Below are 25,096 nucleotides of genomic sequence, written 5' to 3' on the forward strand. Positions count from 1 at the left end.
CGGCGCCCGCCCGATCGGCTTCGGCGGCTCGGCGCGCAGCACCAGCGAGGAAGCGAGATCTCAGAGACAACGCGCGATGAGGCAGACGCCGCGTCCTGTAAATGGCGGACGCCAGTCTTCGAGAGCCGCGTCAGCCCGTACTACTCCGCCTGCAGCTCCGCGAAACCACTTGTTAAATCCCCCCGGCTAACATGAGCGGCTGTGATGCCGGGGGTTTTGCGTTGCTGAACAATGAACTTCATTCCTCGATCCGCGCAGGAGAGCAGGATCGCCGTGACGGGCTGAAGCCCGGCAACCGGTTCCTGGGGCGTGTCGTTGCGTGCAACGGCGCGCGCGCCACCATCGCGGCCGTCGCCGAAAACGGCGAGACGTCGCTGACCGAACTTTGGTCGGTCGGGCGGCTGATCTCGATTTCCGTCGGCAGAAACCGTGTCGTGGCTCTGGTCTATTCGATGCAGACCGCCTCGGCCGAATGGGGCGAGGAAGCCAACAACACCTTCCGCATCGAAGTCGAGTTGATGGGCGAGGTCCACATCGGGCCCGATGGACGCGAGGAGTTTTCCGCCGGCATCAGCCAATATCCCTATCTCGGCGCCCTCGTGCACCGCATTCGCGCTGCCGACCTTGCCCGCATCTACGATTCCGGCCGCAGCGATAGCTGCATCATCGGCAAGCTCACCCAGGATGAAAGCCTCGACGCGACGATCCACGTCCCCTCGATGCTCGCCAAGCACTTCGCCATCGTCGGCACGACCGGCGTCGGCAAATCGACCGCGGTCACGCTCTTGCTCAACAAGGCGATCGCCTCCGATCCGAAGCTGCGCGTGCTGATCCTCGACCCGCACAACGAGTTCGCCGCCGCCTTCCCGGAGCTTGCGGTCGTCATCGACACCGACACGCTCGACCTGCCCTTCTGGTTCTTCCGCCTCGAGGAATTTGCCGAGGTGATCTTCCGCGGCCGCCCGGCGCCGCCGGACGAGCTCGACATGCTGCGCGACATCATTCCCGAAGCGAAGAAGGCTTTCCGGGGAGGCGAATCCAGCCTCATGCGGCGCCAGACCGAGAAAAGCTCGATCACCGCGGATACACCGGTGCCCTACCGCATCGCCGACCTCCTGGCCCTGATCGACGAACGCATCGGCAGGCTCGAGGGGCGCAACGACAAGCCGCATCTGCGTTCCCTCAAGGTCAAGATCGTCTCGGCGATCAACGATCCGCGCTACCATTTCATGTTCTCCTCGAACACCATTACCGACACCATCCAGGACACGATCGCCAAGATCTTCCGCATTCCCGGCGATGGGAAGCCGATCGCCACCTTCGAGCTTGCCGGCATTCCCTCGGAAGTCGTCAATTCCGTCGCTTCGGTGCTCTGCCGCATGGCCTTCGAAATCGGCCTGTGGAGCAATGGCGGCATTCATATGCTCGTCGTCTGTGAGGAGGCGCACCGCTACGTGCCGGCCGATCCCTCGCTCGGCTTCCTGCCGACCCGCCAGGCGATTGCCCGCATCGCCAAGGAGGGCCGCAAATACGGCGTCTCGCTCGGCGTCATCACCCAGCGCCCCGGCGAGCTCGACCCGACGATCCTTTCGCAATGCTCGACGGTGTTTGCCATGCGGCTTGCCAACGACCGCGACCAGGAGATCATCCGTTCGGCCATTCCGAACTCCTCGACCTCGACCACCAGCTTCATCTCCTCGATCGGCAACGGCGAAGCGATCGCCTTCGGTGAGGCCGTCGCGGTGCCGATGCGCATGCGCTTTTCCCGCGTCTCCGAAGAGCGCCTGCCGCGCGCCCACGGCATCGTCGACCGGATCGACGAGGATGCGCCGCCAACCGTCGATCTGCGTTCGATCGTCAGCCGCATGCGGGCGATCAACGGGCCGGATATTTCCTCCTTCCAGCAGAGCTACATGGCAGCGTCGACCGGCAGCGAAGAGCGTCTCTGGGACAGCGAACTCGGGGCCGGATCCGCAAGCGAGACGGAGCAAGGCTTCGCGGACTCGGCTCTGGCTGTCGAGCCCTACCGCCCGGACATGCTTCCACGCAGCACCATTTCCCCCAATCCCGAGCTGGAGCGCTTCAACCAGATCCGCCAACAGCTTCTGAACGAAAAGCCCGCGGCCGAGCAGCCAGCGCCCCGCTTCGGAGCGGCGGCGCCGACCGGCCCCGGCACCCCGGCCGCCGGCGACCGACCCCGCGAAGGGTCGCTCCGGGAAAGCCTGCTGAAGCGGCCGCTCGGCAGCATCATCCGCAAGACCTAACGCAAGTCGCGCAAAAGTGCGCGGTTTTGCGATAACGATATGCGAAATATCAAAGACTTAAGCGCAAGGAGCGAATCCGAGGGTCGCGACGCGTTAGCGCTCACGCGGGGCCATGCTGGCGCGCACCTGGCCTTGTCGGGGAAATTGGGCCGCCGTTAGAATACAGGTTATGATTGTCTCGTGATCCCCTGTCGACCAAGCCGCGATTCCTCATTTGCTCGGCGGCAAAAGACTCCTTGGAATGCCACGGAACCTTTACGACGCCGCGCCGTTGGTCTGCGCGATCCTGTGGCGCGGAGAGCCGGCGGATCTTCAAGCAATCGACGAAAGTGGAGTGAGGAGGCCGCCATGGTCGCAAGCGTTACCCCTTTTTTGATGTTTCAGGATGGCGTGGCGGAGCAGGCCATGGCCTTCTACATCTCGCTGTTCCCGAATGCCGAGGTCCTGGAGATCGAGCACTACGGCCCGGGCGAACAGGGCCCTGAAGGCAGCATCAAGGTCGCACTCTTCCGGCTCGGCGCACAGAGGGTCAGGTGCATCGACAGCCCCATCAAGCACGCCTTCGATTTTACCCCGTCCTTCTCTTTCTTCGTCGAATGCCAGAGCGAGGACGAGATCATCACGCTCGCGACCATGCTGGCCGAGGGCGGTACCGTGCTGATGCCGCTCGACAATTACGGATTCAGCCAGCGCTTTACCTGGGTCAACGACCGCTTCGGCGTGTCCTGGCAGTTGAACCTCGCCGACTGAGCCATCCTGGCCGCCGCCTGCCCTACAGCACCGCCTCGGCGCTCTCGATGCGCCGCCAGCTCTCGTCGAGTTGGTTGCGAAACCAGGTCATCTGGCGCTTGGCATATTGACGCGTGGCAGCGGCACCCATCTCGATCACCTCGGCCTCGCCCAGTTCGCCCCTCAAAAGTGCCGCGATCTGGCTGACGCCGATCGCCTTCATGACGGGCATTTCCGGCGGCAGGTCGAGCGAAAGCAGCGCCCGCACTTCATCGATCGCGCCGCCGGCAAGCATCAGTGCGAAGCGGCGGTTGATGCGATCGTGCAGGAGCTTGCGCTCCGGCAGAACCACGTATTTTTCCGCCCGGTCCGGATCGACGATCATGGGGCCGTTCTGCCGCTGGAAGAAGCGGATCGGCCTGCCGGTCGCCTCCACCACTTCGAGCGCGCGGGCGATCCGCTGGCCGTCGCCGACGTTCAACGTCGCCGCCGTTTCCGGGTCCTCGGCACTCAGCGCGCGATGCAGCGCTTCAGGCCCTTCCGCCTTCAGCCGTTCACGCAGACGCTCGCGGATCGCGGCCGGGATCTCGGGCATGTCCGAGAGGCCACCGGTCAACGCCTTGAAATAGAGCCCGGTGCCGCCGACGAAGACCGGCAGCCGCCCCTCCTGCCTGAGCCTGGCAACGAGCGCCTGCGCCTCACGCACCCAGGCGCCGGTGGAATAGGCCGCGGCCGCTGGCACATGGCCGTAGAGGTAGTGTTCCACGCCGCCCATATCCCGATCGTCGGGTCGCGCCGTCAGCAGCCGCAGCGTGTCATAGACCTGCATGCTGTCGGCATTGACGACCACGCCGTCATGCCGGCGCGCCAGCTCGACGGCAAGCGCAGACTTGCCGCTGGCCGTCGGCCCGGTTATCAGGATCGCGTCGCTCTCGGTTTCAAGGTTATTGTCCATGGCTCTCGTTGCCACGCTTATCGCCAATCCGTCAAATCCTGTTCTGACGCCCGCGCTCGCGGAAGCGGCTGCCGATGCCGTCGAGGCGTCCGGCCTCTACTGGTTGGCCGATGGCGTCGCCTGCGACATCGCGCTGACCGACGGCACCGATCCGGATGCGGCCGAAGCGCTGCTGCGTGCCGAAATCGGCACCGCTGCCATCGACGTCGCCGTGCAGGACGCCGAGAGCCGCCGCAAGAAATTGCTGATCGCCGACATGGATTCGACGATGATCGGTCAGGAATGCATCGACGAACTGGCCGCCGAAGTCGGCCTCAAGGATAAGGTGGCGGCCATCACCGCCCGCGCCATGAACGGCGAGATCGCCTTCGAGCCGGCCCTGATCGAACGCGTCGCACTGCTGAAGGGCCTGCCGCTCAGCGTCGTCGACGAGGTGATCGCCAAGCGCATCACGCTGACGCCAGGCGGGCGACAACTGATCGCGACGATGAAGAGCAAGGGCCACTACACCGCGCTCGTCTCCGGCGGCTTCACCGTCTTCACTGGGCCGATCGCCAAGATGCTCGGCTTCGACGAGAACCGCGCCAACACGCTGCTTGCCGAAGCGGGTATCCTGACCGGCGAGGTCGCCAACCCCATTCTCGGCAAACAGGCCAAGGTTGATGCCCTCATCGACATCGCCGCTCGCCTCGGCATCTCGACGGGCGAAGCCCTCGCCGTCGGCGATGGCGCCAACGATCTCGGCATGATCCAGCTCGCCGGCACCGGCGTCGCACTGCACGCCAAGCCCGTGGTCGCCGAACAGGCCAAGGTTCGCATCGACCACGGCGACCTGACCGCCCTTCTCTATCTCCAGGGCTATCGCAAGACGGACTTCGTCGGATGATCATCTCAGAGACCGACCGGCTGCGCATTCGCGCCTGGAAGGACAGCGATCGCGATCTCTTCTTCGAGATCAACAGCGACGCCAAGGTCATGGAATTCTTTCCCTTCCGCCGCAATCGCGCGGAGGCGGACGCGCTCTTCGATCGTGTCGGCCGCGGCATCGCCGAAACCGGCCTCGGTTTCTTCGCCATAGCGCTGAGGGCCGACGACCGCCCGATCGGCTTCTGCGGCCTTGCCTTGACGGATCTGGAACCGCACTTTCCCGATGGCACGGTCGAGATCGGCTGGCGGTTGGCGGTTCCCTTTTGGGGCAAAGGCTATGTCACCGAAGCTGCCTCCGATTTACTGCGTTACGGCTTCGAGGAAAAAGGTCTGGGCGAGATCGTTTCCTTCGCCGTCGCCGCCAACACTCGCTCGACGGCGGTGATGCAACGGCTAGGCATGCGCTGCGACATGAACCGCGACTTCGACCACCCCCGCGTTCCCGTCGACCAGCCGGCACTGCTACGCCATGTGCTCTACGCCATCAGCGCCAGCGAGTGGCGTTTTAGGGCTGGCGCTTAACAATCGGCCATTTGGCGTAGCCCCTCCCTGTCCTGCCGGACATCTCTCCCCGCACGCGGGGAGAGATCTGCCAGCAGCAAGGCGCCTGCCCACTTCAACGTTGAGGAATGCCGGGCGCTCGCTGATTACGTCCTTCTCCCCGCGAGCGGGGAGAAGGTGGCGGCAGCCGGATGAGGGGCATGCGTTGCGGCCGATCCCCATCCGCCCGATACCCCGCCTCACCTCTCCCGCCCCGCCCCCGGATATCTCCGCTCGACCCATGCGACAAAGGCCTGCGCCGCGTCCGACAGCGCCTCGAAGCGCCGCACCACGAGAAAGAACGCGCCAAAGGGCACCGACACGTCGAAGGGCTGGATCAACCGGCCGGCGGCGATGTCGTCGCGCGCATGGTCGCGGTCGATCAGCCCGACGCCGCTGCCCCTGAGCGTCGCCTGCAGCACCATCGAACCATCAGCAAAGATGGCGCCGCGCTCCAGCTTGACCGGGTCGGCGCCGGCGGCCGCGAACCATTGTTCCCAAAGCTGCCAGTTTTCCTCGTGCAACAGCGCGTGCTGCAACAGGTCTTCGGGCCGATCGAGCGGCCTTCCGGCGGCGGCCAGCGCCGGCGCGATCACCGGGAACATCTCGACCTTCGCCAAGGGTCGCGCCTCGACCCGCGGCCAGGAACGGGCGGTAGCGCTGTGGCGGATGGCGATATCCGCATCGCCGCCGCGAAACTCGACCAGCCGGGTATCGGCATCGATCATCAGATCGATCTCCGGATGCGCCTCCTGGAACTCCTGCAGATGCGGCACCAGCCAGCAGCCGGCGAAAGACGGCTCGGCGCTGACCTTCAGGGTCTGCGAGAGCCGCCACCCCGAGAGCATGTCGAGGCGCTCGCCCACCATGTCGAACGCCGCCGTCAACACGCCGAGCAGGGCGCGGCCATCGGCGGTCAGGCGGACGCTGCGGTGATGCCGCTCGAACAGCGGCCGGCCGATCAAATCCTCGAGCTCGCGCACCTGCCGGCTGATCGCCGCCTGCGAGACGAAAAGCTCGGCGGCAGCCAGCGTGAAGCTTTCGAGTCGCCCGGCCGCCTCGAAACTCCGCAACGCTGTCAGGGGCAAGCGGCCGCGCTTCATGCATAACCTCAAGTCATCCGAGAGCGATAGTAAACTCGTTTGAGGGGCGCGGGCAAGTGCGGTGAAATGGGAACCCGGAAGGAGGTTCAGCCATGCTTGCGATCATCGAAATCCTGTTCGAAGCCCTGCGGCTGGTGACCTTCCAGCCAGCGCAAAAGGCACCCTACAAGCCGGCACGGTCGGCGAGTGACGACGACTGCTGACATCAAACGTGACACCCTCCGGACTTGCCTGCATGTCTCCTCAAATCGACCTCGATTTAAGGACAAGGACATGCAGCAAATCAAAGCGCTACAGCGACCTTTGCGCGTCTCAAAAGACGCGCCACGCCGTAGCCCTCCCCGCCCGCGGGGCGAGCGGACGTGCCCGGCCACCGCCCGTCCAAGAATGGAGAGTTCGGGCAGAAGATAGCCGGACCGGACGTCGCTTTCCGAACGGGCGCGGCGACCGGGAGCTTGAATCAAAACCTGAAGAAGCGGATTCTGCTTGTCAGCCCACCAGGCGATGGACCTGAAAAGACTCAGCAATTGCCCATCGCGCCGTCAGGGCACCGCGACACCACACAGATGCCGCGGCCGCAAATCATCGCGGCAGCCCTACTCCACCCCCACCGTGACGAAGCGCAGTTCGCCCGTCTTGCTGGAGAGCATCAGCAGCGCATTGCGCCGGCCGTTCGATTTCAGTTCCTCGACCCGTTGGGCAACGTCGTCAGGCGTGTCCATTGCCTCCTGCCCGACCTCGACGATGACGTCGCCCGGCTCGATGCGCCGTTCCGCCGCCGCCGAATTCGGCGAGACCTCGGTAATGACAACGCCATCCACGTCGTCGGCAATGCCGTATCTCTTGCGCGTCTCCTCATTCAGCGTCGCAAGCTTCATGCCGAGCACGACGTCGGTCGCCGGCAGCGGGGCGGCCTCGGGCTTGTCCGGCTTCTGCGTCTCGTCGTCGGTCGTCGCCGCCGGCGCGCTGGCAACTTCACTGCCGTCCTCCAGGCGACCGAGGGTGACCTTGACCGTCTGCTCCTTGCCGTCACGCACCACGACCACGTCGACCGCCTTGCCCACGGGGCTTTCGGCAACGGCACGCTGCAGGTCGCGCACCTCGGTGACGTCGCGGCCATCGAACTTGACGATGACGTCGCCGGCCTTGATCTCGCCATGGGCGATCGGCCCGCCTTCGATGATGCCGGAGACGAGCGCGCCGCGCGCCGTACCCATTTTCAGGCTCTCGGCGATATCGTCGTTCACCGGCTGGATGCGGACCCCGAGCCAACCGCGCCGGGTCTCGCCGAAATCCTTGAGCTGCAGCACGACATTGACGGCAAGCTCCGTCGGCACCGAGAAGCCAATGCCGATCGAGCCGCCGGAGGGCGAGATGATCGCGGTGTTGATGCCGATCACTTCGCCGGCCATGTTGAACAGCGGCCCGCCGGAGTTGCCGCGGTTGATCGCCGCGTCCGTCTGGATGAAGTTGTCATAGGGGCCGGCATTGATGTTGCGGCCGCGCGCCGAAATGATGCCGACGGAAACCGAACCGCCGAGCCCGAACGGATTGCCGATCGCCATCACCCAGTCGCCGATGCGCATCTTGCGGGAATCGCCGAAGGCCACCGCCTTCAGTGGCGCCTTCGGCTCGACCTTCAGCACGGCCAGGTCGGTCTTGGTATCCTTGCCGACGAGCTTGGCCTTCAGCTTGCTGCCATTGGCAAAGATGATCTCGATATCGTCGGCGCCTTCGATCACATGGTTGTTGGTGACGATGTAGCCGGTCGGGTCGATGACGAAGCCGGAGCCGAGGGAATCGACGGTGCGCTGGCGGTTACCCTGGCCACCCTGCCCTTTGAAGAACTCGTCGAAATAGGGCTGGTAGGGCGAGCCCTCCGGCACCTGCGGCGTCGGCGCATCGTCGTCGTTCTTGACCTTCTGCGAGGTCGAGATGTTGACGACCGCGTCGAGCAGGCCGGCGGCGAGATCGGCAACGGAAGCCGGACCGTTGGTCGGCGGGCGTACCGCGGCCGTCTGGGCGAGTGCCGTATTGCTGAAGGCAAGCGCGCCTGCGAGCGCCAGAATGCCCAAGGAGGTGCCAAGCGAATAAGCTCGGGATTTCGTACGCGTGGACAAGTCGCTTAGGCTCCTCTCGATGCGCGATGATCGGCCGGTTCTCCTGGCCGCCACCTTTCCTGGATCCCGATGATCTCAGGTCCAACCGACCCATGATCATAGCGTGATCGTTTGTCATAAGTTAGAGCGGGATCCGGGCGGAAAACCACATGCACCTTTCCTCATCCCGCTCTCGCCTACGGCGTTGAGACGCCATAGGACTTTGATTCTTCGCATAATTCTGCGTCGATCGGAACCGGCAGGAACGCTTATGCGGTACGAACCGTCGACGCAATCCGCAAACCGGTCAACATCCGATCTTATCTGAAGATAAGGCGGAATTCGGAAGCGTCCAAACACGATTTCCTGATCCCGGCGCAAGTGCTGCAGCAAGTCGCTGGTGGCGGGATAGATGGCCGATCTGGGGCGGACCTTGTCCAGCTGAGCAGGAAGCCTATCCTTTACGCATGGACTTTGTCGATATCTTCCCACGCCTCGGTGTGTCGCTCGCAATCGGCCTGCTCGTGGGCTGCGAGCGAGGTTGGCAGGAGCGTGACGAGCCATCCGGCGGTCGAACCGCGGGCATCCGCACGTTTGGGCTCTCGGGTTTCCTCGGCGGGCTTGCCGGCTATCTCCAGACGCTCTCCGGCCCCGTCGTGCCGGCGGTGCTGCTGTTGCTCTATGGCGCTGCCTTCATCATTTTCAGACAGCGCGAGGCGAAGGAAGCGGATGACTATGGCGTAACGACCGTCGTCGCGAGTTTTGTCGTTTTCGCGCTGGGTGCGCTGGCCGTTCTCGGCGACTTGCGGCTCGCCGCGGCCGGCGGGGTCGCGACCACGGCACTGCTTGCGGCCAAACGCAGCCTGCATGGTTTTCTGCGGCAATTGACCTGGCTGGAGGTCCGGGCAGCCCTCGTTCTTCTCGCCATGACGTTGGTGGCGCTGCCGCTCCTGCCAAATGAGACCGTCGACCCCTGGGATGTGCTGAACCCCTTCGAGTTGTGGCTTCTGACAATCACGATCGCCGCCATCTCGTTTGCCGGTTATGTCGCCATCCGGGTTGCCGGGCCCAGCCGCGGGATCCTGTTTGCCGGTGCCGCCGGCGGACTGGCCTCCTCCACGGCGCTGACACTTACCTTTGCCCGCTTTGCCGCCGAGGCGCCGAAGAGTGCCCGACAGCTGGCGTCCGGCGCTGCGATCGCCGGGGCCCTGTCGCTTATCCGCGTCGGCGTCATCGCGGCCGCGTTGGCACCCGTCCTCCTCCTACCGCTGGCGATTGCATTGACGCCGGCCGTGCTGGTCTTTCTGGCAGCCAGTGCCATGATCGTCTTCCGCAGCGATGAAAAGCAGGACGCGCCGGATCTTCAGCTGGAAAATCCATTCGAACTTGGCGAAGTGCTGCGCTTCGGCGCCCTGCTCGGTGGCGTGATCGTGGTGTCGAAGGTATTGGTCGACAGGATCGGCCAGACCATGCTCTTTGTCGTCGCCGCGGTATCTGGCCTGATGGATCTCGACGCTATCACGCTCTCAACGGCGCAGCTTACTGGGACGACCGTCGACATCGCCACTGCTGTGACCGCGATCCTGATCGCGGTGGTCGTCAATCTGTTGACGAAAGTCGTCCTGGCCTTCACCGCTGGCGGCAAAGGCCCCTACGCGATCACGCTCGCCCTGGCGACGCTGGTTGCAATCGCGGCGGGCGCGCTCGCCCATTTCATCCTGGGTTCCATCTTGCCGGTAACCTGAGCACTTTTCTGACAACGCCGCGCGCCTTATCAGACGCGCAAAGGTCTTATCCTTAAATCGGCAACGATTTAGCAAGCAGAGCGTCCTTTGTACGAACGCACGCCGCTCTCTCGCTCAGGTGGTGAGGTCGTGCCCGTGTTCCTTCAAGGCCTGGACCGCCTTGTCGAGATCGGAACCGGCAACAAAGACGTAGTCGGTGCTGAAGGTCGAGTTGGCGAAGACGCCGACGCCGGCGGCCGAAAGCGGCCGGAGCACGGAAGACAGTACACCGGGTACATCGAAGGCAAAATGCTGTTCGACACGGAAGCAGCGCCAGCCGAGCGAACTCTGGACGTTGGAAGGCACGCGGGCGGCACGGCAGACCAGCGTCATTTCTTCGCGCGAGCTCGATACGGTCCAGAAGCCTGGCCCCGGCAACCATTCGGGTATGCTGGAGCCGATATTGAGGCGGGTGATGGCGTATTCGGCATCGACCAGCCGGATCAGCAGTTTATGTGGCATTTCGCATTATCCTCGAAGCAACCATACAAGTCCGACCCCGGCAGCCACGGAAACGACCCCCGCCAGTCGAAGCTGATGTTCGGGGACATACGGCAAACGCTTCGCCATTTCCACCAAAACCAAAGGGGCCAGTGCGTACACTAGCCCCTCGATGATCAGGAAGAACGCGATTCCCATCAGGAAATCTGACATCTCTCGCCTAGTTCCCAGTCGTTGGTTGCGGCGCGGGACCGGCCGGTGCAGCGCCCGTGGACTCGTTGAAATAACGGAAGAATTCCGAATGCGGCGAAAGCACGAGCGTCGTGTCCGCGCTACCGATCGACTGGGTATAGGCCGCCATAGAGCGGTAGAATTCGAAGAACTGCGGGTCGCGCGCAAAGGCGTCGGCAAAGGTCTTCGTGCGTTCGGCTTCGCCCTCACCGCGCAGGATTTCCGAATCGCGCTGGGCGTCGGCGACGATCTCGACGACCTGGCGGTCGGCGATGGCGCGACGGCGCTGGCCCTCTTCGTTGCCGCGGGCGCGGATCAGTTCGGCTTCCGCCAGACGCTCCGCCTTCATGCGGTCGTAGGTCTGCTGCGAGACCTCCTGCGTCAGGTCGGTGCGACGGATGCGAACGTCCGCGATGCTGAGCCCAAGCGATTCGGCGTCGGTCTTCAGATCGGCGCGAACCTCCCGCATCATCGATGCGCGCTCGTCGGACAGCGCCGCTTCGAAGCCACGCAGACCGTAGACGCGACGCAGCGATGCGTCGAGACGGGTGCGCAACCGGGCTTCGGCCGAGTCGCGGTCGCCCGAAACGGTTTCGCGGAAGCGGCGGGGATCGGCGATCTTGTAGATCACGAAGGCGTCGACCTCGTAGAACTTGCCGCCCGAGACCTGGACACGGATGTTGTCGAGGTCGAAGCGCAGAGCCTGGTCTTCGACATATTGGACACGATCGGCATCCATGAAGGCGAAGGGCAGCTTGAAGTAGAGGCCCGGCTCGCGCTTGACGTCCTGGATCTCGCCGAAGCGCACGACGATCGCCTGCTGGCGCTCGTTGACCACGAAGATCGAGGAATAGAGACCGACAAAGACGAAGGCGAGCAGGATCAGGATGATTGAGGTACGATTGTTGATCACTGTGCTGCTCCCGACTGTGCTGCTGCTCCCGACTGGGCAGGACGGCCGATTTCGTTCAGCGGCAGATAGGGTAGAACGCCCTGCCCGTTCTTCTCGTCGATGATCACCTTCTTCGACTTGCCGAGAACGCCCTGCATCGTTTCGAGATAAAGGCGCTTGCGGGTGACGTCGGGCGCCTTGGAATATTCGTCGTAAACGGAGATGAAGCGCTGCGCCTCACCCTGTGCTTCCTTGACGACGCGGCCCTTGTAGGCGGCTGCCTCTTCGCGGATCTGCGCGCCCTGACCGCGGGCCTTGCCGAGTACTTGGTTGGCATACTGGTTGGCTTCTTCGACGAAGCGGTCCTCGTCCTGTTCGGCGCGCTGCACCTCGTCGAAGGCGTCGGCCACTTCGCGCGGTGGCGCCGCATCCTCGATCGCGACCGTGTTGACGGAAACGCCGGCACCGTAGGTGTCCATCGTCGCCTGGATCGTACTCTTCACGTCGGCGGCGATCGCCTGACGGTTGTCACGGAAGATGTCCTGCGCCGGACGGCGGCCGACGACCTCGCGCATGGCGCTTTCGGCCACCCGCTGCAGCGTGTCGGACGGGTTCTCGACGTTGAACAGATAGGCCTTCGGGTCGGTGACCGAGAACAGCACCGAGAACTGCACGTTGACGATGTTCTGGTCGCCGGTCAGCATCAGGCCGGAATTCGACTGGCCGCTGCCGCGCCCGCCGATGTTCTGCTGCTGCTCGGTGATCTTCACGAACTCGACGGTCTCGAACGGCCAGAAGTGGTAGTGAAGCCCGGGCATCGAGATCTCGTCCTTCGGCTTGCCGAAGCGCATCTCGACGCCGCGCTCGTCCGGCTGGACGGTGTAGATCGAATTGATCAGGATGAAGCCGACGATCAGCAGGCCGACAATGGCAAAGACGCCGCCGTTGAAGCCGCCGGGAACGACGTTCTTAAGCTGATCCTGGCCGCGGCGAATGATCTCTTCCAGATCCGGCGGGCCGCCCTTGCCGCGCGGCCGGTTTGGCCCCTGGCCCCATGGCCCCTGATTGCCGCCGCCGCCGCCCCACGGGCCGCCGCCGCCATTCTGATTGCTCCAGGGCATCAAAACCTCTCTATTGAAACTTCCCACGCCAAACGGCCGCGCCACCGCACGGTCGTCTACGATGTCAAACCGTTATAGGTATCACCCGCACCGCTTTCAACGCGATAGGACCGAGTTCACCGTAAATGGTTCAAAATAGTTGACGATCCGGCGCATCAGGCCGTCACATGCCGCCTAAAGGTGACGAAATGCATGGCGTGGCTGTCCTTTTCGCCCTGCGGCAGGTCTTCCTCGTATACCTTTTCGAAGACTTGCGCGTCGATATCCGGGAAGCGCGTGTTGCCCTCCACCGTCGCCTGCACCTCGGTCACATGCAGGATATCGGCCATGCCGATCGACTGGCGATAGATCTCGCCGCCGCCGATCACACAGATCTCGTCGGCGCCCGTCGCCTGAGCCTCACGCTTCGCGAGCGCGATCGCAGCCTCGAGCGACGGCACGGCGCTCGCTCCCTCCGCGACAAAATCTGCGTTGCGGGTGATGACGATATTGGCGCGCCCGGGCAGCGGTCGCCCCAGGGAAGCCCAGGTCTTGCGCCCCATGATCACGGGCTTGCCCATCGTCAGCGCCTTGAAGCGCTTGAGGTCGGTCGAAAGCCGCCAGGGCAGATCGCCGTCGCGGCCGATGACGCCGTTGGCGGCAACCGCCACGACGATCGATATCTTCGGGTGTGTGCTCTTCGTCTCAGTCATGGAATCCGTTCGGTTTGCTGTCGATTTCCCGTGCCCGGTCATAGGCCGCCCGGTCCGTCACCACGCGAATGTAGCGGTCGACCACGGTGCTCTCGGGCAGGATCTTGCGCATCCATTGCAGCGCGCTTGCCAAGAGCAGGTCGGCCGCGCTCATCGTCTCGCCGAGCAGATAGGTCTGGCGGGTGAGCACGTCGATCACATGCGCGCACATGTCGTTGTAGAGCCGTGCCTGGGCCGGATTGTTGATGGTGGCTCCGGAAATATGGGCGAGCGCCGTCGGCTCGATCACGCCGGCATAATAGGCAAGCCAGGAGAGGTAGGCGCCGCGATCCTTGTGGCCCGGCGGGCGGCCGAGGCTGCAATCGGGATAGAGATCGGTGAGATATTGCACGACGGCCGCCGACTCCCAGATCAGCGCGCCGTTGTGCAGCAGCGCCGGCACCTGCTTGTGCGGATGCGGATTGTTGTCGTCTGGCGCGCCGGAGCCATCCCAGCGGCGGATCGAGACGTAACGGATCTCGTATTCGGCGCCCAGTTCCTCGAGCAGCCAGACGATGCGCGACGACCGCGACAGGGGCGCATGGATCAGTGTGAGCACATCATACCTCCCTTGGACGGCGAGCCCTCCCCGGCCACTCGTCGCCGCTGCCATGACCGACGAGGCTTCACGGCCGCTCCGGTGCCTGCCGCCGCGACGACGCCGAACTGAACATGCAGACATATCTGTGCGGACAGGGTACCGCCGCGCTCGATTGCCTTAGACCGCGATCGGCGCCTTGATCGTTGAATCAGCTTCGTAGCCGACGAGCGTAAAGTCTTCGAAGCGGAAAGAAAACAGGTCCTTCACGTCAGGATTGATCTCCATCCGCGGCAGTGCCTTCGGCGTGCGGGCGAGCTGCAGCCGGGCCTGTTCGAAATGGTTGTGGTAGATGTGCGCGTCGCCGAGCGTGTGGACGAAATCGCCTGGTCTGAGGCCGGTCACCTGCGCCACCATCATCGTCAAAAGCGCGTAGGAGGCAATGTTGAAGGGCACGCCCAGGAAGATATCGGCGGAGCGCTGATAGAGCTGGCAGGAAAGCCTGCCATCCGCCACGTAGAACTGGAACAGGCAATGGCAGGGCGGCAGCGCCATCTCGTCCACCAATGCCGGGTTCCAAGCCGAAACGATGTGGCGGCGCGAATTCGGATTGGTCTTGAGGCTTTCGACGAGCCCGGCGATCTGGTCGATATGGCGTCCATCCGGCGCCGGCCATGAGCGCCACTGGTAGCCGTAGACCGGGCCGAGGTCGCCGTTCTCGTCGGCCCATTCGTCCCAGATGGTGACGCCGTTTTCCTTGAGGTAGGCGATATTGGTATCGCCCTTCAGGAACCAGAGCAGCTCATGGATGATCGAGCGCAGGTGCAGCTTCTTGGTCGTCAGCACCGGGAAGCCCTCGGCGAGATCGAAGCGCATCTGGTGGCCGAAGACCGAGCGCGTGCCCGTTCCCGTCCGGTCGCCCCGGTCGGTTCCGTTGGTCATCACATGATCGAGAAGGTCGAGATATTGCCGCATGGTTCTTCGCTGCCGATTCGTCACGATCCTGAAAATAGAACGAACCGCGCGCCGAACCAATGCTTGGCTGCCTGTTTCCCCGCGATTTGCCGACATGAGGAGCGTTGTCCGCCGGGCAGAGGCCGATCAGCACCCGCTCATTTGGCCGGGCGGCGACTGGCGGCGTGGTCCTCAAATCAAAGTGCTACAGCGATCTTTGCGCGTCTCAGAAGACGCGCGGCGCTGTAGGCGCCTCGTTTTGTTCGGCGAGGAGGAAACAATCTCGGAGGACGGTTGTTGGGAACTCGGAAGCGAATCGAATGTTCAGAAAAAAACGGAAAGGGAAGCGGCCATGAGCGCAACAGGTCTCGACGTCTTCGACAAGACCCTGCAAACGACTCATATCTGGCTCAGCGAAATCATGGAGCGGCACGGGCCCGATCGGAAAGAGGCATGGCACATATTGAGTGCCGTGTTGCATGCCTTGCGCGACAGGCTCCCGCCAGAATTGGCCGCCCATCTCGGCGCAGAACTGCCGCTGCTCATCCGCGGCGCCTATTACGACCAATACCGCCCCTCTCTGCCGGACAAGTCTGCGCGTTCGCTCGAGGACTTTCTCCACAAAGTCGAGGAAGGATTGAAAGGCAGCCGCCCTGTCAACCCGGCTACGGTCACGCAATCGGTGTTCCGGGTGCTCGCGCGCCATGTCGATCTCGGCCAGACGGCAAAGATCCGCGACGCCTTGCCGAAGGACATCCGCGCACTCTGGCCGGAAAGCCTCGGCGCCAAGGAGTAGAACCGCAGTCGCGCGGTTGGTTAAAGGCGCGCGCCGCTGCGGCGCGATCCACCGGCCGAAGCCGGAGGAATCAGAGCGCCTGCAGCTTTCCGAGTTCCTTGGCGACCAGATAATAGAAGGTCACGCGCGATTTCGAGCGGTCGGCGGCCATCGTCTTGGCCGTGGCGGCAATGGCCGCATCCGCTGCCGCGCCCTCGACCCCGAACTTCTTCTCGCACCAGTTTTGCTTGATGCGCTCGAGCTCCTTCGGGTCGGTCACCGACACGAGCGAGGAGTCCTTGTTGCGCAACGCAATGCCGAGGTGGCGCACGATCTTGTTCACGATCGCCTCGTCGGCACCGCCGTCGTATTTCAGCACATCTGCGAGGTAGTCCGCCATGATGCCTCCAGGTTGCTCTTGCTTCAGAAAGCGCGGCCGGAATTGGCCGGCCCCGTACAGCCGCGGGAGTCTTTCATGGCCGTCGGGCAAGTCAACCCGGTCGAGGGAAAGCGATCGAAGAGAAAGTCATATATCCGACACATCCCCCTTTTCTTGGAGGCCGGAAAGACCTATATGAACGGTGCCGTCTTCGGGCGGCTATGGCAATAAACGGGCGATGAAATAAACCCATTGGACCCGGGGGCGGTACCCGGCGCCTCCACCAAAAACCGATCTTTCGAGGATCGGCTTTTGATGGGGGCGAAATAGGATCGACAAGGGCGTAAAGATCGACTTTTTGCTCGGCATTGTACCACCGTTATCGGGCTAAACTTATAGTTGCAAACGACAACTATGCTGAAGCACGTCTCGCTGCCTAACGGCGGTGCGGCACTTCAAATCAAGCCCTTCCGGGTAGCACCGTAAGGCGGGGTCCGAAGGCACCTGGCAACAGAAGCCTTCACCTTCTCCCCCGGCTCGAAATGGTCTATAGATGCTCAAATAATTGACTCGTTCCTTGTGGATGGGCAATGAAAAGTCGACGGCGGATCGCCGACGGAAAAGCAGTAAGATTGAGTTCGAGGAAAGACGGGACACCCATGGGCCAGGACCACATCCGCTACGACATTCTGGCACAGGACGCGCTCCGCAGCGTCATCCGCAAGGTCCTGACCGAGGTCGCCACGACAGGCCATCTGCCCGGAGAGCACCACTTCTTCATCACCTTCCTGACCGGCGCGCCGGGCGTGCGCATCTCGCAGCACCTCAAGGCGAAGTATCCCGAGCAGATGACCATCGTGGTCCAGCATCAGTTCTGGGAACTGAAGGTAACCGAGACCGGCTTCGAGATCGGGCTTTCCTTCTCCGATACGCCGGAACGGCTGGTCATCCCGTTCAACGCCATCCGCGGCTTCTACGACCCCTCGGTCAATTTCGAGCTGGAGTTCGATGTCGCCGCCGGCGAGGAGGAAGAAGTGGAATCGGCCGAAATCACCGCCTATCCGGTCCCGGAGGAAAACGGCGAGACCGCGGCCAAGGAAGACAAGCCGACCGAACCGAAAAACGGCGGCGGCTCCGTCGTTTCGCTCGATTCCTTCCGCAAGAAGAACTGATCACCACCGACTGCATGTTTCCTTTGATCGCAACCGGCTGAAGGACAAACATGCAGCCACTCAAAGAGCTACAGCGACCTTTGCGCGTGCAAGACGCGCGGCGCTGAAGGAGCCTCGGGTCATGACCGGCGACGTCGTCAATCTGCGCCAGTTCCGCAAGCGCCGTGAGCGCACGGAAAAGGAAAAGCAGGCCGAGCAGAACCGCATCTCCTTCGGCCGCACCAAGGCCGAAAAGTCCCTGACAAAGGCGCTGAACGACAAGGCGGACACCCGCCTCGACCAGGGCCGCCTGGAGCGGCCGGTCGAGGGCGAAGGCGGCGACGGCAAGGACTGAGCCGCCCTCCTCAAGAAAAACGATTCCGGAACAAGGAGTTGCGGCCGCTTTCCGAATCGAAATGCCAACCGAAGCATGTCGCGCAAAGGCGCGTGGCGGCTTGCGATAACGACATGCGATTTGGGAGCGCCGCGTGTGGCGGTTTTCCGCCGGCGTCCCGCTCCATTCATAGGGCGTGCGCAATCCGCCCCAAAGTCATTCTGATCCAGAGACCGGACGATGATCCGTAAGCACTCCGCGACCCTGCACGGCCACCGCACCAGCTTCTCGCTCGAGGATGCCTTCTGGCAGGAGCTGAAGGAAATCGCCGTGGCAAGGGCGATGCCGCTTGCCCAGCTCATCGCCGAGATCGACGACCAGCGCGGCCCCGACAGCAATCTTTCCTCGGCTCTGCGTGTCTATGTGCTCGAATGGTTGAAGGCGAAGATCCTGGCGTCTTCGCCGGGCGAGGCCTGACAGCGGAAAATCGCCTGCGCGCACGGCCTGATTGTGTGCGCCCTGCAACAGCCCGGCGGGTTTTGTCCTTCACGACCCCCATCGTCGATTGAAATCAGTTGTTTTCGGGCAGACTTATATAAAAATGTCCCATAGAGAGACGGCTTGTGCTGCCGTCTCAGAGGGGAGCGTTTCATGAGTATCTCTACGCGACTGGGCCTTGCGGCCTGCCTGAGCCTGGTGCCCTTTCTGTCGGCCAATGCGGCAGACATCACACCGCTGATGGCCCCTTCGGCACCGGTCCAGGAAACCGAGAGCGGCTGGCAATTCACTTTCGCCCCCTATTTCTGGATTGCCGGGCTCTCCGGCGACACGGCACAGTTCGGCCTGCCGACCGTCCACATCGATTCCGACTTCGGCGACATCTGGAGCAATCTCGATTTCGCCGCCATGGCGATCGGCGAAGCGCGGAACGATCGCTTCAGCATCTTCACCGATCTGATCTACTCAAAGCTTTCCGGCGACGGTAAGGCGCGCGGGATTTTCACCGACACGGTGGATGTCGACTCGGAGACCTTCGTCGGCCTCGCCGCCGTCGGCTACACGGTGTTCCAGGATCAGCAATCAAACCTGGACGTGATCGGCGGCGTGAAGGTCTGGTCGGTCGATACCACCATCTCCTTCCATGGCGGTCCGCTTGACGGTGTCAGCCGCGAAGACGGCAAGACCTGGGTCGACGGCATGGTGGGCCTGCGCGGCGCCTATTATCTGACGCCGGAAATCTACCTGACCGGCTGGGGCCTCGTCGGCGGCGGCGGTGCCGACATCGACTGGGATGTGGCCCTCGGCCTCGGCTACCGCTTCAACGACACGATCTCGGCGATTGCCGGCTACCGTGCACTCGGCGTCGACTACGACAATGACGGCTTTATCTTCGACGTGGTTCAACAGGGCCCGATCCTCGGCCTTTCCATACGCTTCTGAAACGGCTTGAGCCTTCGCGCAAAAAGAACCCGGTTGCCATGCAACCGGGTTTAACGTCGTATGGCGAGATCGGTCGCAGCCTATCTGACCAGACGAATGGCACCGGGGTTGTTGATGGTGTTGTTCGCGAGCTCCGCCTTGCAATCCAGCTTGAAGCTGCTGTTGCCGATCATGGTGATCTCCTGCGCGACGATGCGCACGCATTCGCCGCCGGTGGAGCCACTGCCGGCATACTGGATCTCGCGTGATGCCGGCATGTAGATGATGCCCGCAAGCGACGAGGCGCTGTTGCCGTTGATCGTCGCGGTCGCCGTATTGTTCCGGGCGGCGACGATCGCGAAACCTGCCCAGTCCCCCGTCAGGGATGGTGTGATGTTGAAGGTCGAGCCGCCGTGAATGTCGAGTTGGGCGCCGTTCATCAGGAAGAAGGTGACCCCCTCACCCGTGAGCACCGACTGGCTGGCAAGTTTCAGGACACCACCGTCGATGATGTAGGAGCCCGGCCGCAAGAGGACCTTGCCCTTGATCTCCAGACCGCCATAGGTGCCCGGCTTCAATTCGACGGTGTAGCCGACGGGTGCGTTGTTCGGCGTTTTGCTGGTGCCATTGCAGTCGCCATTGCCGCCACCGCCGGCCACGAAGTTCTGTCCGCATCCGGCGAGGTTCACCCAGCTCCCCGTCGTCGGCATTTTCCTGAACCGGAACGGGTCGAGGATCGGCGGAACATCCTCCACCGCCTTGCCGCAGGCGAGCTCGAGATGGGCCAGCGTCGCCGATACCTTGCCGGTGGCATAAAGACACTCGGCCTTCAAGCTGGCCGAACCACTGAGATAGATCGACTGGGCATCGCTCGAATTCGACGTGATGGTACAGCCGGACGTATCGACGCTGGCACTGCCGCTCACTTCGAACGCCCGGGTTGCGGTCGGATGAAGCGCCAGAATGCACGCTTCCCTTCCCGGCATGCGCGCCGCGACGCTTGCGCGGTCGATCGTATAGGGTTGAAGGCCCCAGAAGAGCGGAGCGTATGTGAGCTCATAGGTGGCCGTCGCCGTGCTCTCCACGCCGGCCGTGCCGAAAGCGACCGTGATTGCCTGTGCCGCCGCCGGTGTCGAACTTTCCCCCGACCCGATCTCGTCGACGATCTCCGGCATGCCGAAATTGGCAAAGAAGGTATTGTTCGCCAGGTCTTTCGCCTGGGCTTCATCTTCCCCTTCTCCATAGGACTTGACCGCGGAGAAGGCGGCCGCATCGAGCGCGTCCTGCATCTTGGCGGACTCGAGATTGATGCGGGCGAGATTGATGGCGATGGAAGCAGCCGTAAACAGCGGTATCATCACCAGGGCTGTCATGACGGCGAAGTTGCCGCTTTCGTCCTCGAGCATGCGGACGAGCTTGTTCTTCCGTTTGTTTAGCATCTTGCTTCGTTGCCCCTCAACAGATCACGACGACTTCGGAGCCACATGGCCCCGAAGCAAGAGACGTCATCGATTCCAATGAGTTGGAGCTAGAAGCGGCCAATCGGCCGCGCCCCTCCCTGCGCTCCAAAACATCTTGCTAATTTAGCGAGAAAACGTAGCGAAATGGCTTCAGAAATCGTTAAACTTTGTCGAAATCGCTGCTGTGAGGGCCTTAATCCCCAGCGGCGTCCGAAAGCATCGACGAAATTCATCCGCGAGCGCATGTCCGGACATAGGAGGCCCGCCACGCAACGCCGGATTGGCGCGCGCGCAGGGGCGTGAAAGGCGCCGCCGAGGGCGCGCAGATCGGTTCGGATTTGAGCGCCGGTTACTGCACCGTGATGTCGGGCAGCACTTCGAAGTTCAGCTTCTGGCCGGCTGGCCGCCCGGCGCTGCCGCCTTGGGTATCGTCGGGCCCACTTTGCGGCGCGATCGGTTGCTGCTCCCCGCCGGCACCGCGCATGCCCCACGGCGCCTGTTGCGCCCGGCGTGCCGCTTCGGCCTGCCGTTCGGCTTCGGCCTTTCGCTCAGCCGCGGCGCGCGCTTCCAGTTCGGCTTTGACGCGGGCAGCTTCCGCAGCCCCCGCGGCACGCCGGCGTTCTTCGGCAACGGCACGTCGCCGTTCGAGGTCGCGTGCCTCCGCCTTTGCCTTGTAAAGCGCCACTTCACGGCGCAGCCGCTGTTTCTCCAGCACGTTCGCCTGCAGGATCTCCACCCGCCGGCGCTCGCGCTCGAAGGCGCGCAGCGAAAGGAAATTGGCCAGATCGGCGACGTCGAGGCTGACGCCCGGCGCCTCCATGAGGCCGGCATAGCCGATCCGCACACGCGGTTCGGCACCGGCAAGCGCCTCCTCGCCCGGGCGGAAGGTCAGGTCGATGCCGCCATCGATCCGGCCGGCCGCAAGGTCGAGTGCTGCTGCCCCCATGAAGGCGGCATTGCCATCGCCGGCCGTGACGTTCTGCACCCTCAGCACGCCGCCGGCGACGCTGAAGGGAGCCTTGACGACGCCGACCACGGATTGACCGGAGAACACGGCTGCTTCCGCCGCGCTGCGGATGCTATCGGCCGAAATCTGCGTCTTCTGGCCATCGGCGGCGGCAATCAATTGCGGCAGGGCCGCACTGTTGATGCCGTTCAGCGTCAGGCCGTTGAAGGTCGCCGTACCGGAGCCGCTGGCCGAATGCGCCATCGCCTCCGGTGTCGCGCCGGATGCTTCCAGCGCGACGGAGAGATCGAACGTTCCGGTCGCCACCGGAGCGTCGGAACGGGTCCAACCCGCCTGCGTCAGGTCACCGCCCTTGACGTCCAGGCGCGAGCGCAGGAAGCCGGAGCCGTTGGCGTTCCCGACCTGCACGCGCCCGGCGAGCTTGCCGCCCAGCCAGTCGCCGGTGGCATCGGTCAGGGAAATCTCGTCGCCCTTCCATTCCATCTTGCCGGCAAAGCTGGTGACCGCACCATAGACGCCCGGCCAGAATTTTCCCGCCTGCACGTCGAGCGCGACGTTGAGACCCGTCCAGGCCGGCTGCGCTAGGGCGCTCTTCGAGAATGCGCCGTTCGCATCCTCGACCGGGCCGAGGATCCCCTCGCCCACCCAGGCGAGGTCGAGCGTGTCGACGGTGAGCTGACCGGTGGCAGCCCCAGGTGCCTTGCGGTCCACCGTCAAGGTGCCGGTAAAGCCGTTGTTGTCCGCCTTGCCCTCGACCGCCGTCAGCGCGATCGCCTCCGGGCTTGCCGCGACGTCGGCCGATATCGTCAGCGGCAGGCCACTGCCCATCTGCGGCAGCGCCACGCCCTGCTGCAGCAGATAGGGCTCGATGTCCTGCGTCTCGAGCGTGATCTTCACCTGGCCTTCGAGGAAGTGGTCGCGCGAAAGATCGACATTGCCCTTGGCCGCCAGTGACGACTTCTCAGTGGTGAAGGTCACCGTGCCGTTTGCCTTCGAACCATCGGTACTTTGCAGCTTGACCGAGAGAATGCCGTTGGCGTCCGCATCGAACGGCAAGGGATCGAAACCGGTCTGGCCGAGAAGCAGGCGGGTTTCGGGGTTTTCGAGCGTCGCTTCCAGCAGCATCGCCTTGCCGGTCAGCGCCTGCACCATATCCGGCGCCTGGTAGCTGGCCGCGATCTTGGTGCCGTTCGCCGTGCCGAAGATGCCGAAGGTTGCCGGCGCATTGCCTTCCTTGTTGCCGGCCGTCAGCGTCACGTCGAAGGCCGTGTCGCTGTAATAGGGGCCGGCCTTGATCAATTGCCTGAGCGCCGGATGGTCGACCGCGTGCCGGCCGATCATTTCCAGGAACGGCGTGAGGTTCTTGGCGGCGAGTTTCATCTTGGCCGAGACGACGGGCTTTTCCAGATCGCCGCTGGCCCGGCCGGAGAAGGCGAGCTGGGCGCCGGCGAGCGAGCCGATCGCCACGCGCTCGGCCTGGAGCTGGCCGTTCTTCAGCGTCAGCACCGCCTGCACGTCCTTGGCTTCTTCGCCGAAGGCGGAGAACTCGTCGGCCGAAAGGTCGGCAGCGATGGCGTGCTGCAGCAGCGTATCGGTGGAGGCGTCGCCCGCCACCAGTCCGGTCAGCGCCTGAAGCGCCTCGAAATCGATGCGGTTGCCCTTGAGCTGCAGCGAGAGGTTCGGCTTCTGCTCGGCAAAGGACTGCCGTTCGAGCCGGCCCTTCAGGCTCGCCTCGCCCGCCGCCACTTCGAGGTTTTCGAACTGCTGCAGCGTATCGGTGAGGTTCACCTTGGCCGAAAAGCCGGCGGTCTTCAGCTTGCGGATCGCCGGATCGACCGAGCCCGCCAGCCAGTTCGCCAGACCGGACGGCTGGTTGGAGGCGAGCAGCAGGTCGCCGCGGAAGCTGCGCTGGCCTTTGAGGTTCAACCGGCCCTTGGCCTCGAGCTGCGTGCGGCCCGGCAGGAGCGCGACGACGTTGTCGATCACCCAGCCCGCGCCATCGGGCTGGACGTCGATGCGCACGTCGCGAACCGTCGTGTCACCGACGACGATCGCCGGCAGCTTCAGGCTGGCGCGGCCCGGCACCTGCGGAATGGGAATTTCGGCCGCAATCGTCAGCATCGCCTCCAGCCGCTGGCGCATGGAGATCGCCGGATCACGGCCGGTCTTGGCGTTGCGATTGGGACCGATCCGGCTGACGTCGATCTGCTGGCCGTCGGCGATCAGCAGGAACTTCTGATCCTTGCCGGTATCGAGCGTCGCCTCGCCGGTGACCACATAGGGATCATCCGTCGAACCGACCTCGAAGCGATAATCCGGAACGCGGATGCTTTCATTGGTAAGCTGGAAGTCACCGTTGATGCGCAACGGCGCCCGATCGTCCTCCTTGCTTTCGCCCTGCCGGTTTTCCGTCAGGGTGAAGCGGCCGCTGTAGACCGGCTTGAAATCGACGATCTTCAATGCGCCGTCGGTCTCGACGCCGAAGGGGCGCTTGTCGGGCGTTACCCGGGCCTTGAGGCTCAGCGCACCTGCTGCGTCCACTTCGTTGCTGGTGAGGGAGAAGCTGCCGGCTTCGCCGTCGAGCGCCGCCCGCCCCTCCACTTTCCACGGACCGGCGAGCGAACGGGCGGAAACATCGGCGGCAAGCCCGCTCACGCGGCGGGTGCGGCCGGTCTGCTCGTCGATGAACTCGATCTGGCCATTGCTGATCTCGACGTTTTCAAGCACGACGGTCTTGGCCGGGATAGAAGTGCGGCGGCCGCGCGCCCAGTCGAGCGTACCGTCGGGCAGCAGCCGCACCTTGGCCTTCGGCCGGTCCAGCCGCATGTCGAAGATCAGCGCCTCGCCGCTCAGGAACGGCGCCAGTTCCGCGCTCATGGAAAACTGCGCCACCTGGATCAGCGGCTCGCCGTCCTGGCTGGCGCCGACGCGCACATCGTTGAGCGTCACGGTGGGGAACGGGATCAGCCGCGCATCGACGCTGCCATGCACGACCACCGGCTTGCCCATGATGCGGCTCGCCTCGCGCTCGAACTCCTTGCGAAAATCCGTCCAGTCAATGAACCACGGGGCGATCAGCGCCGCGAAGAGCGCAACGACCACAAGTCCACCGACGGCAAGCAGAATTCGCGAAAGCACCGTGCCTACATTCCCATTCAGTTCATCGGCGCGTCCGCGCGCCGCACGTCAGTTGAGCGCCAGTGGCTCGCGCCCTGGCACTCTGGTTTGCCGCATAATTCGTTCGGGGTCGATTCCGACTTCGGAACTATGCAGTACCACACTTTGGCGCCGGCGCATTGCCC

At 63.7% G+C, this 25,096-nt stretch carries 23 protein-coding genes and 1 other RNA gene; 11 read left to right on the forward strand and 13 right to left on the reverse strand.

Annotated elements, in window-relative coordinates:
- Positions 1 to 191 precede the first annotated feature (191 nt).
- A complete protein-coding gene (locus tag BHMPCIPO_RS13005) occupies positions 192 to 2,264 on the forward strand; it encodes an ATP-binding protein (protein WP_173517131.1) in 2,073 nt (690 codons plus the stop codon).
- A gap of 348 nt (positions 2,265 to 2,612) precedes the next feature.
- Positions 2,613 to 3,014: a VOC family protein gene (locus BHMPCIPO_RS13010; RefSeq protein WP_173517132.1), complete on the forward strand. Its 402-nt coding sequence runs from the start codon at positions 2,613 to 2,615 to the stop codon at positions 3,012 to 3,014.
- Between the two features lie 22 nt (positions 3,015 to 3,036).
- Here BHMPCIPO_RS13010 and miaA read toward each other — a convergent pair whose 3' ends face one another.
- A complete protein-coding gene (gene miaA / locus BHMPCIPO_RS13015; RefSeq protein ID WP_173517133.1) occupies positions 3,037 to 3,948 on the reverse strand; it encodes a tRNA (adenosine(37)-N6)-dimethylallyltransferase MiaA in 912 nt (303 codons plus the stop codon).
- Between miaA and serB the strand changes: the two genes are divergently transcribed.
- Both serB and BHMPCIPO_RS13025 read left to right on the forward strand, forming a co-directional pair.
- Positions 3,947 to 4,834 carry a phosphoserine phosphatase SerB gene (serB, locus tag BHMPCIPO_RS13020; RefSeq protein WP_173517134.1) on the forward strand — a complete coding sequence of 296 codons (888 nt, stop codon included), beginning with the start codon at positions 3,947 to 3,949 and terminating at the stop codon, positions 4,832 to 4,834. The two genes, miaA and serB, sit on opposite strands and share 2 nt — an antisense overlap.
- The gene (locus BHMPCIPO_RS13025; protein ID WP_173517135.1) at positions 4,831 to 5,397 is read left to right on the forward strand and encodes a GNAT family N-acetyltransferase; all 567 of its coding nucleotides are present in this window, start codon (positions 4,831 to 4,833) and stop codon (positions 5,395 to 5,397) included. Before serB ends, BHMPCIPO_RS13025 begins: the two co-directional genes overlap by 4 nt.
- Positions 5,398 to 5,615: 218 nt before the next feature.
- On the opposite strand, the gene BHMPCIPO_RS13030 is transcribed toward BHMPCIPO_RS13025, so the two are convergent.
- Positions 5,616 to 6,518, reverse strand: a complete 903-nt coding sequence (locus BHMPCIPO_RS13030; protein ID WP_173517136.1) for a LysR substrate-binding domain-containing protein — start codon at positions 6,516 to 6,518, stop codon at positions 5,616 to 5,618.
- Between the two features lie 596 nt (positions 6,519 to 7,114).
- Positions 7,115 to 8,638: a DegQ family serine endoprotease gene (locus BHMPCIPO_RS13035; protein ID WP_246304314.1), complete on the reverse strand. Its 1,524-nt coding sequence runs from the start codon at positions 8,636 to 8,638 to the stop codon at positions 7,115 to 7,117.
- 446 nt (positions 8,639 to 9,084) lie between these two features.
- On the opposite strand from BHMPCIPO_RS13035, the gene BHMPCIPO_RS13040 reads away from it, so the two are divergent.
- Entirely contained in the window at positions 9,085 to 10,362 is a 1,278-nt protein-coding gene (locus BHMPCIPO_RS13040; protein WP_173517137.1) for an MgtC/SapB family protein, read from the forward strand.
- 114 nt (positions 10,363 to 10,476) lie between these two features.
- Here the strand turns inward: BHMPCIPO_RS13040 and BHMPCIPO_RS13045 are convergent, their stop codons facing one another.
- The 7 genes from BHMPCIPO_RS13045 to BHMPCIPO_RS13075 form a co-directional block, all read right to left on the reverse strand.
- On the reverse strand, positions 10,477 to 10,863 hold the full coding sequence (locus BHMPCIPO_RS13045; RefSeq protein WP_173517138.1) for an ACT domain-containing protein: 387 nt from the start codon (positions 10,861 to 10,863) through the stop codon (positions 10,477 to 10,479).
- A gap of 6 nt (positions 10,864 to 10,869) precedes the next feature.
- Entirely contained in the window at positions 10,870 to 11,055 is a 186-nt protein-coding gene (locus BHMPCIPO_RS13050) for a DUF2065 domain-containing protein (RefSeq protein WP_173517139.1), read from the reverse strand.
- A gap of 7 nt (positions 11,056 to 11,062) precedes the next feature.
- Positions 11,063 to 11,986 (reverse strand): protease modulator HflC, encoded by a 924-nt coding sequence (gene hflC / locus BHMPCIPO_RS13055; protein ID WP_173517140.1) that lies wholly within the window; start codon positions 11,984 to 11,986, stop codon positions 11,063 to 11,065.
- Complete coding sequence (gene hflK / locus BHMPCIPO_RS13060; RefSeq protein WP_173517141.1) at positions 11,983 to 13,086, reverse strand: FtsH protease activity modulator HflK; 1,104 nt, start codon at positions 13,084 to 13,086, stop codon at positions 11,983 to 11,985. The genes hflC and hflK overlap by 4 nt, the downstream gene beginning before the upstream one ends.
- Before the next feature lie 155 nt (positions 13,087 to 13,241).
- Positions 13,242 to 13,778: a dihydrofolate reductase gene (locus tag BHMPCIPO_RS13065; protein WP_173517142.1), complete on the reverse strand. Its 537-nt coding sequence runs from the start codon at positions 13,776 to 13,778 to the stop codon at positions 13,242 to 13,244.
- Entirely contained in the window at positions 13,771 to 14,376 is a 606-nt protein-coding gene (locus BHMPCIPO_RS13070) for a glutathione S-transferase (RefSeq protein ID WP_173517143.1), read from the reverse strand. Before BHMPCIPO_RS13070 ends, BHMPCIPO_RS13065 begins: the two co-directional genes overlap by 8 nt.
- A gap of 159 nt (positions 14,377 to 14,535) precedes the next feature.
- Complete coding sequence (locus BHMPCIPO_RS13075) at positions 14,536 to 15,330, reverse strand: thymidylate synthase (RefSeq protein ID WP_173517144.1); 795 nt, start codon at positions 15,328 to 15,330, stop codon at positions 14,536 to 14,538.
- A gap of 331 nt (positions 15,331 to 15,661) precedes the next feature.
- Here BHMPCIPO_RS13075 and BHMPCIPO_RS13080 point away from each other — a divergent pair, with 331 nt between their 5' ends.
- On the forward strand, positions 15,662 to 16,105 hold the full coding sequence (locus BHMPCIPO_RS13080; RefSeq protein WP_173518163.1) for a DUF2267 domain-containing protein: 444 nt from the start codon (positions 15,662 to 15,664) through the stop codon (positions 16,103 to 16,105).
- A gap of 70 nt (positions 16,106 to 16,175) precedes the next feature.
- Here the strand turns inward: BHMPCIPO_RS13080 and BHMPCIPO_RS13085 are convergent, their stop codons facing one another.
- Positions 16,176 to 16,484 carry a DUF2853 family protein gene (locus BHMPCIPO_RS13085; RefSeq protein WP_173517145.1) on the reverse strand — a complete coding sequence of 103 codons (309 nt, stop codon included), beginning with the start codon at positions 16,482 to 16,484 and terminating at the stop codon, positions 16,176 to 16,178.
- 144 nt (positions 16,485 to 16,628) lie between these two features.
- Here BHMPCIPO_RS13085 and ssrA point away from each other — a divergent pair.
- The 5 genes from ssrA to BHMPCIPO_RS13110 all read left to right on the forward strand — a co-directional run bounded on the left by ssrA (position 16,629) and on the right by BHMPCIPO_RS13110 (position 19,388).
- Positions 16,629 to 16,988, forward strand: a transfer-messenger RNA (tmRNA) gene (ssrA, locus tag BHMPCIPO_RS13090).
- 134 nt (positions 16,989 to 17,122) lie between these two features.
- A complete protein-coding gene (locus BHMPCIPO_RS13095; RefSeq protein ID WP_173517146.1) occupies positions 17,123 to 17,635 on the forward strand; it encodes an SspB family protein in 513 nt (170 codons plus the stop codon).
- A gap of 121 nt (positions 17,636 to 17,756) precedes the next feature.
- Positions 17,757 to 17,969: a DUF4169 family protein gene (locus tag BHMPCIPO_RS13100; RefSeq protein WP_173517147.1), complete on the forward strand. Its 213-nt coding sequence runs from the start codon at positions 17,757 to 17,759 to the stop codon at positions 17,967 to 17,969.
- 219 nt (positions 17,970 to 18,188) lie between these two features.
- Entirely contained in the window at positions 18,189 to 18,425 is a 237-nt protein-coding gene (locus tag BHMPCIPO_RS13105; RefSeq protein ID WP_173517148.1) for a ribbon-helix-helix domain-containing protein, read from the forward strand.
- A 174-nt stretch (positions 18,426 to 18,599) separates the two neighbouring features.
- Positions 18,600 to 19,388, forward strand: a complete 789-nt coding sequence (locus BHMPCIPO_RS13110; protein ID WP_173517149.1) for a hypothetical protein — start codon at positions 18,600 to 18,602, stop codon at positions 19,386 to 19,388.
- Between the two features lie 80 nt (positions 19,389 to 19,468).
- On the opposite strand, the gene BHMPCIPO_RS13115 is transcribed toward BHMPCIPO_RS13110, so the two are convergent.
- A complete protein-coding gene (locus BHMPCIPO_RS13115) occupies positions 19,469 to 20,806 on the reverse strand; it encodes a TadE/TadG family type IV pilus assembly protein (RefSeq protein WP_173517150.1) in 1,338 nt (445 codons plus the stop codon).
- Positions 20,807 to 21,176: 370 nt separating this feature from the next.
- Positions 21,177 to 24,932, reverse strand: coding sequence for an AsmA family protein (locus BHMPCIPO_RS13120; protein WP_173517151.1), 3,756 nt, complete (start codon positions 24,930 to 24,932; stop codon positions 21,177 to 21,179).
- Positions 24,933 to 25,096 lie beyond the last annotated feature (164 nt).

Origin of the sequence: Ensifer sesbaniae (assembly GCF_013283665.1) — a bacterium.
Taxonomy (GTDB): Bacteria; Pseudomonadota; Alphaproteobacteria; order Rhizobiales; family Rhizobiaceae; genus Ensifer; species Ensifer sesbaniae.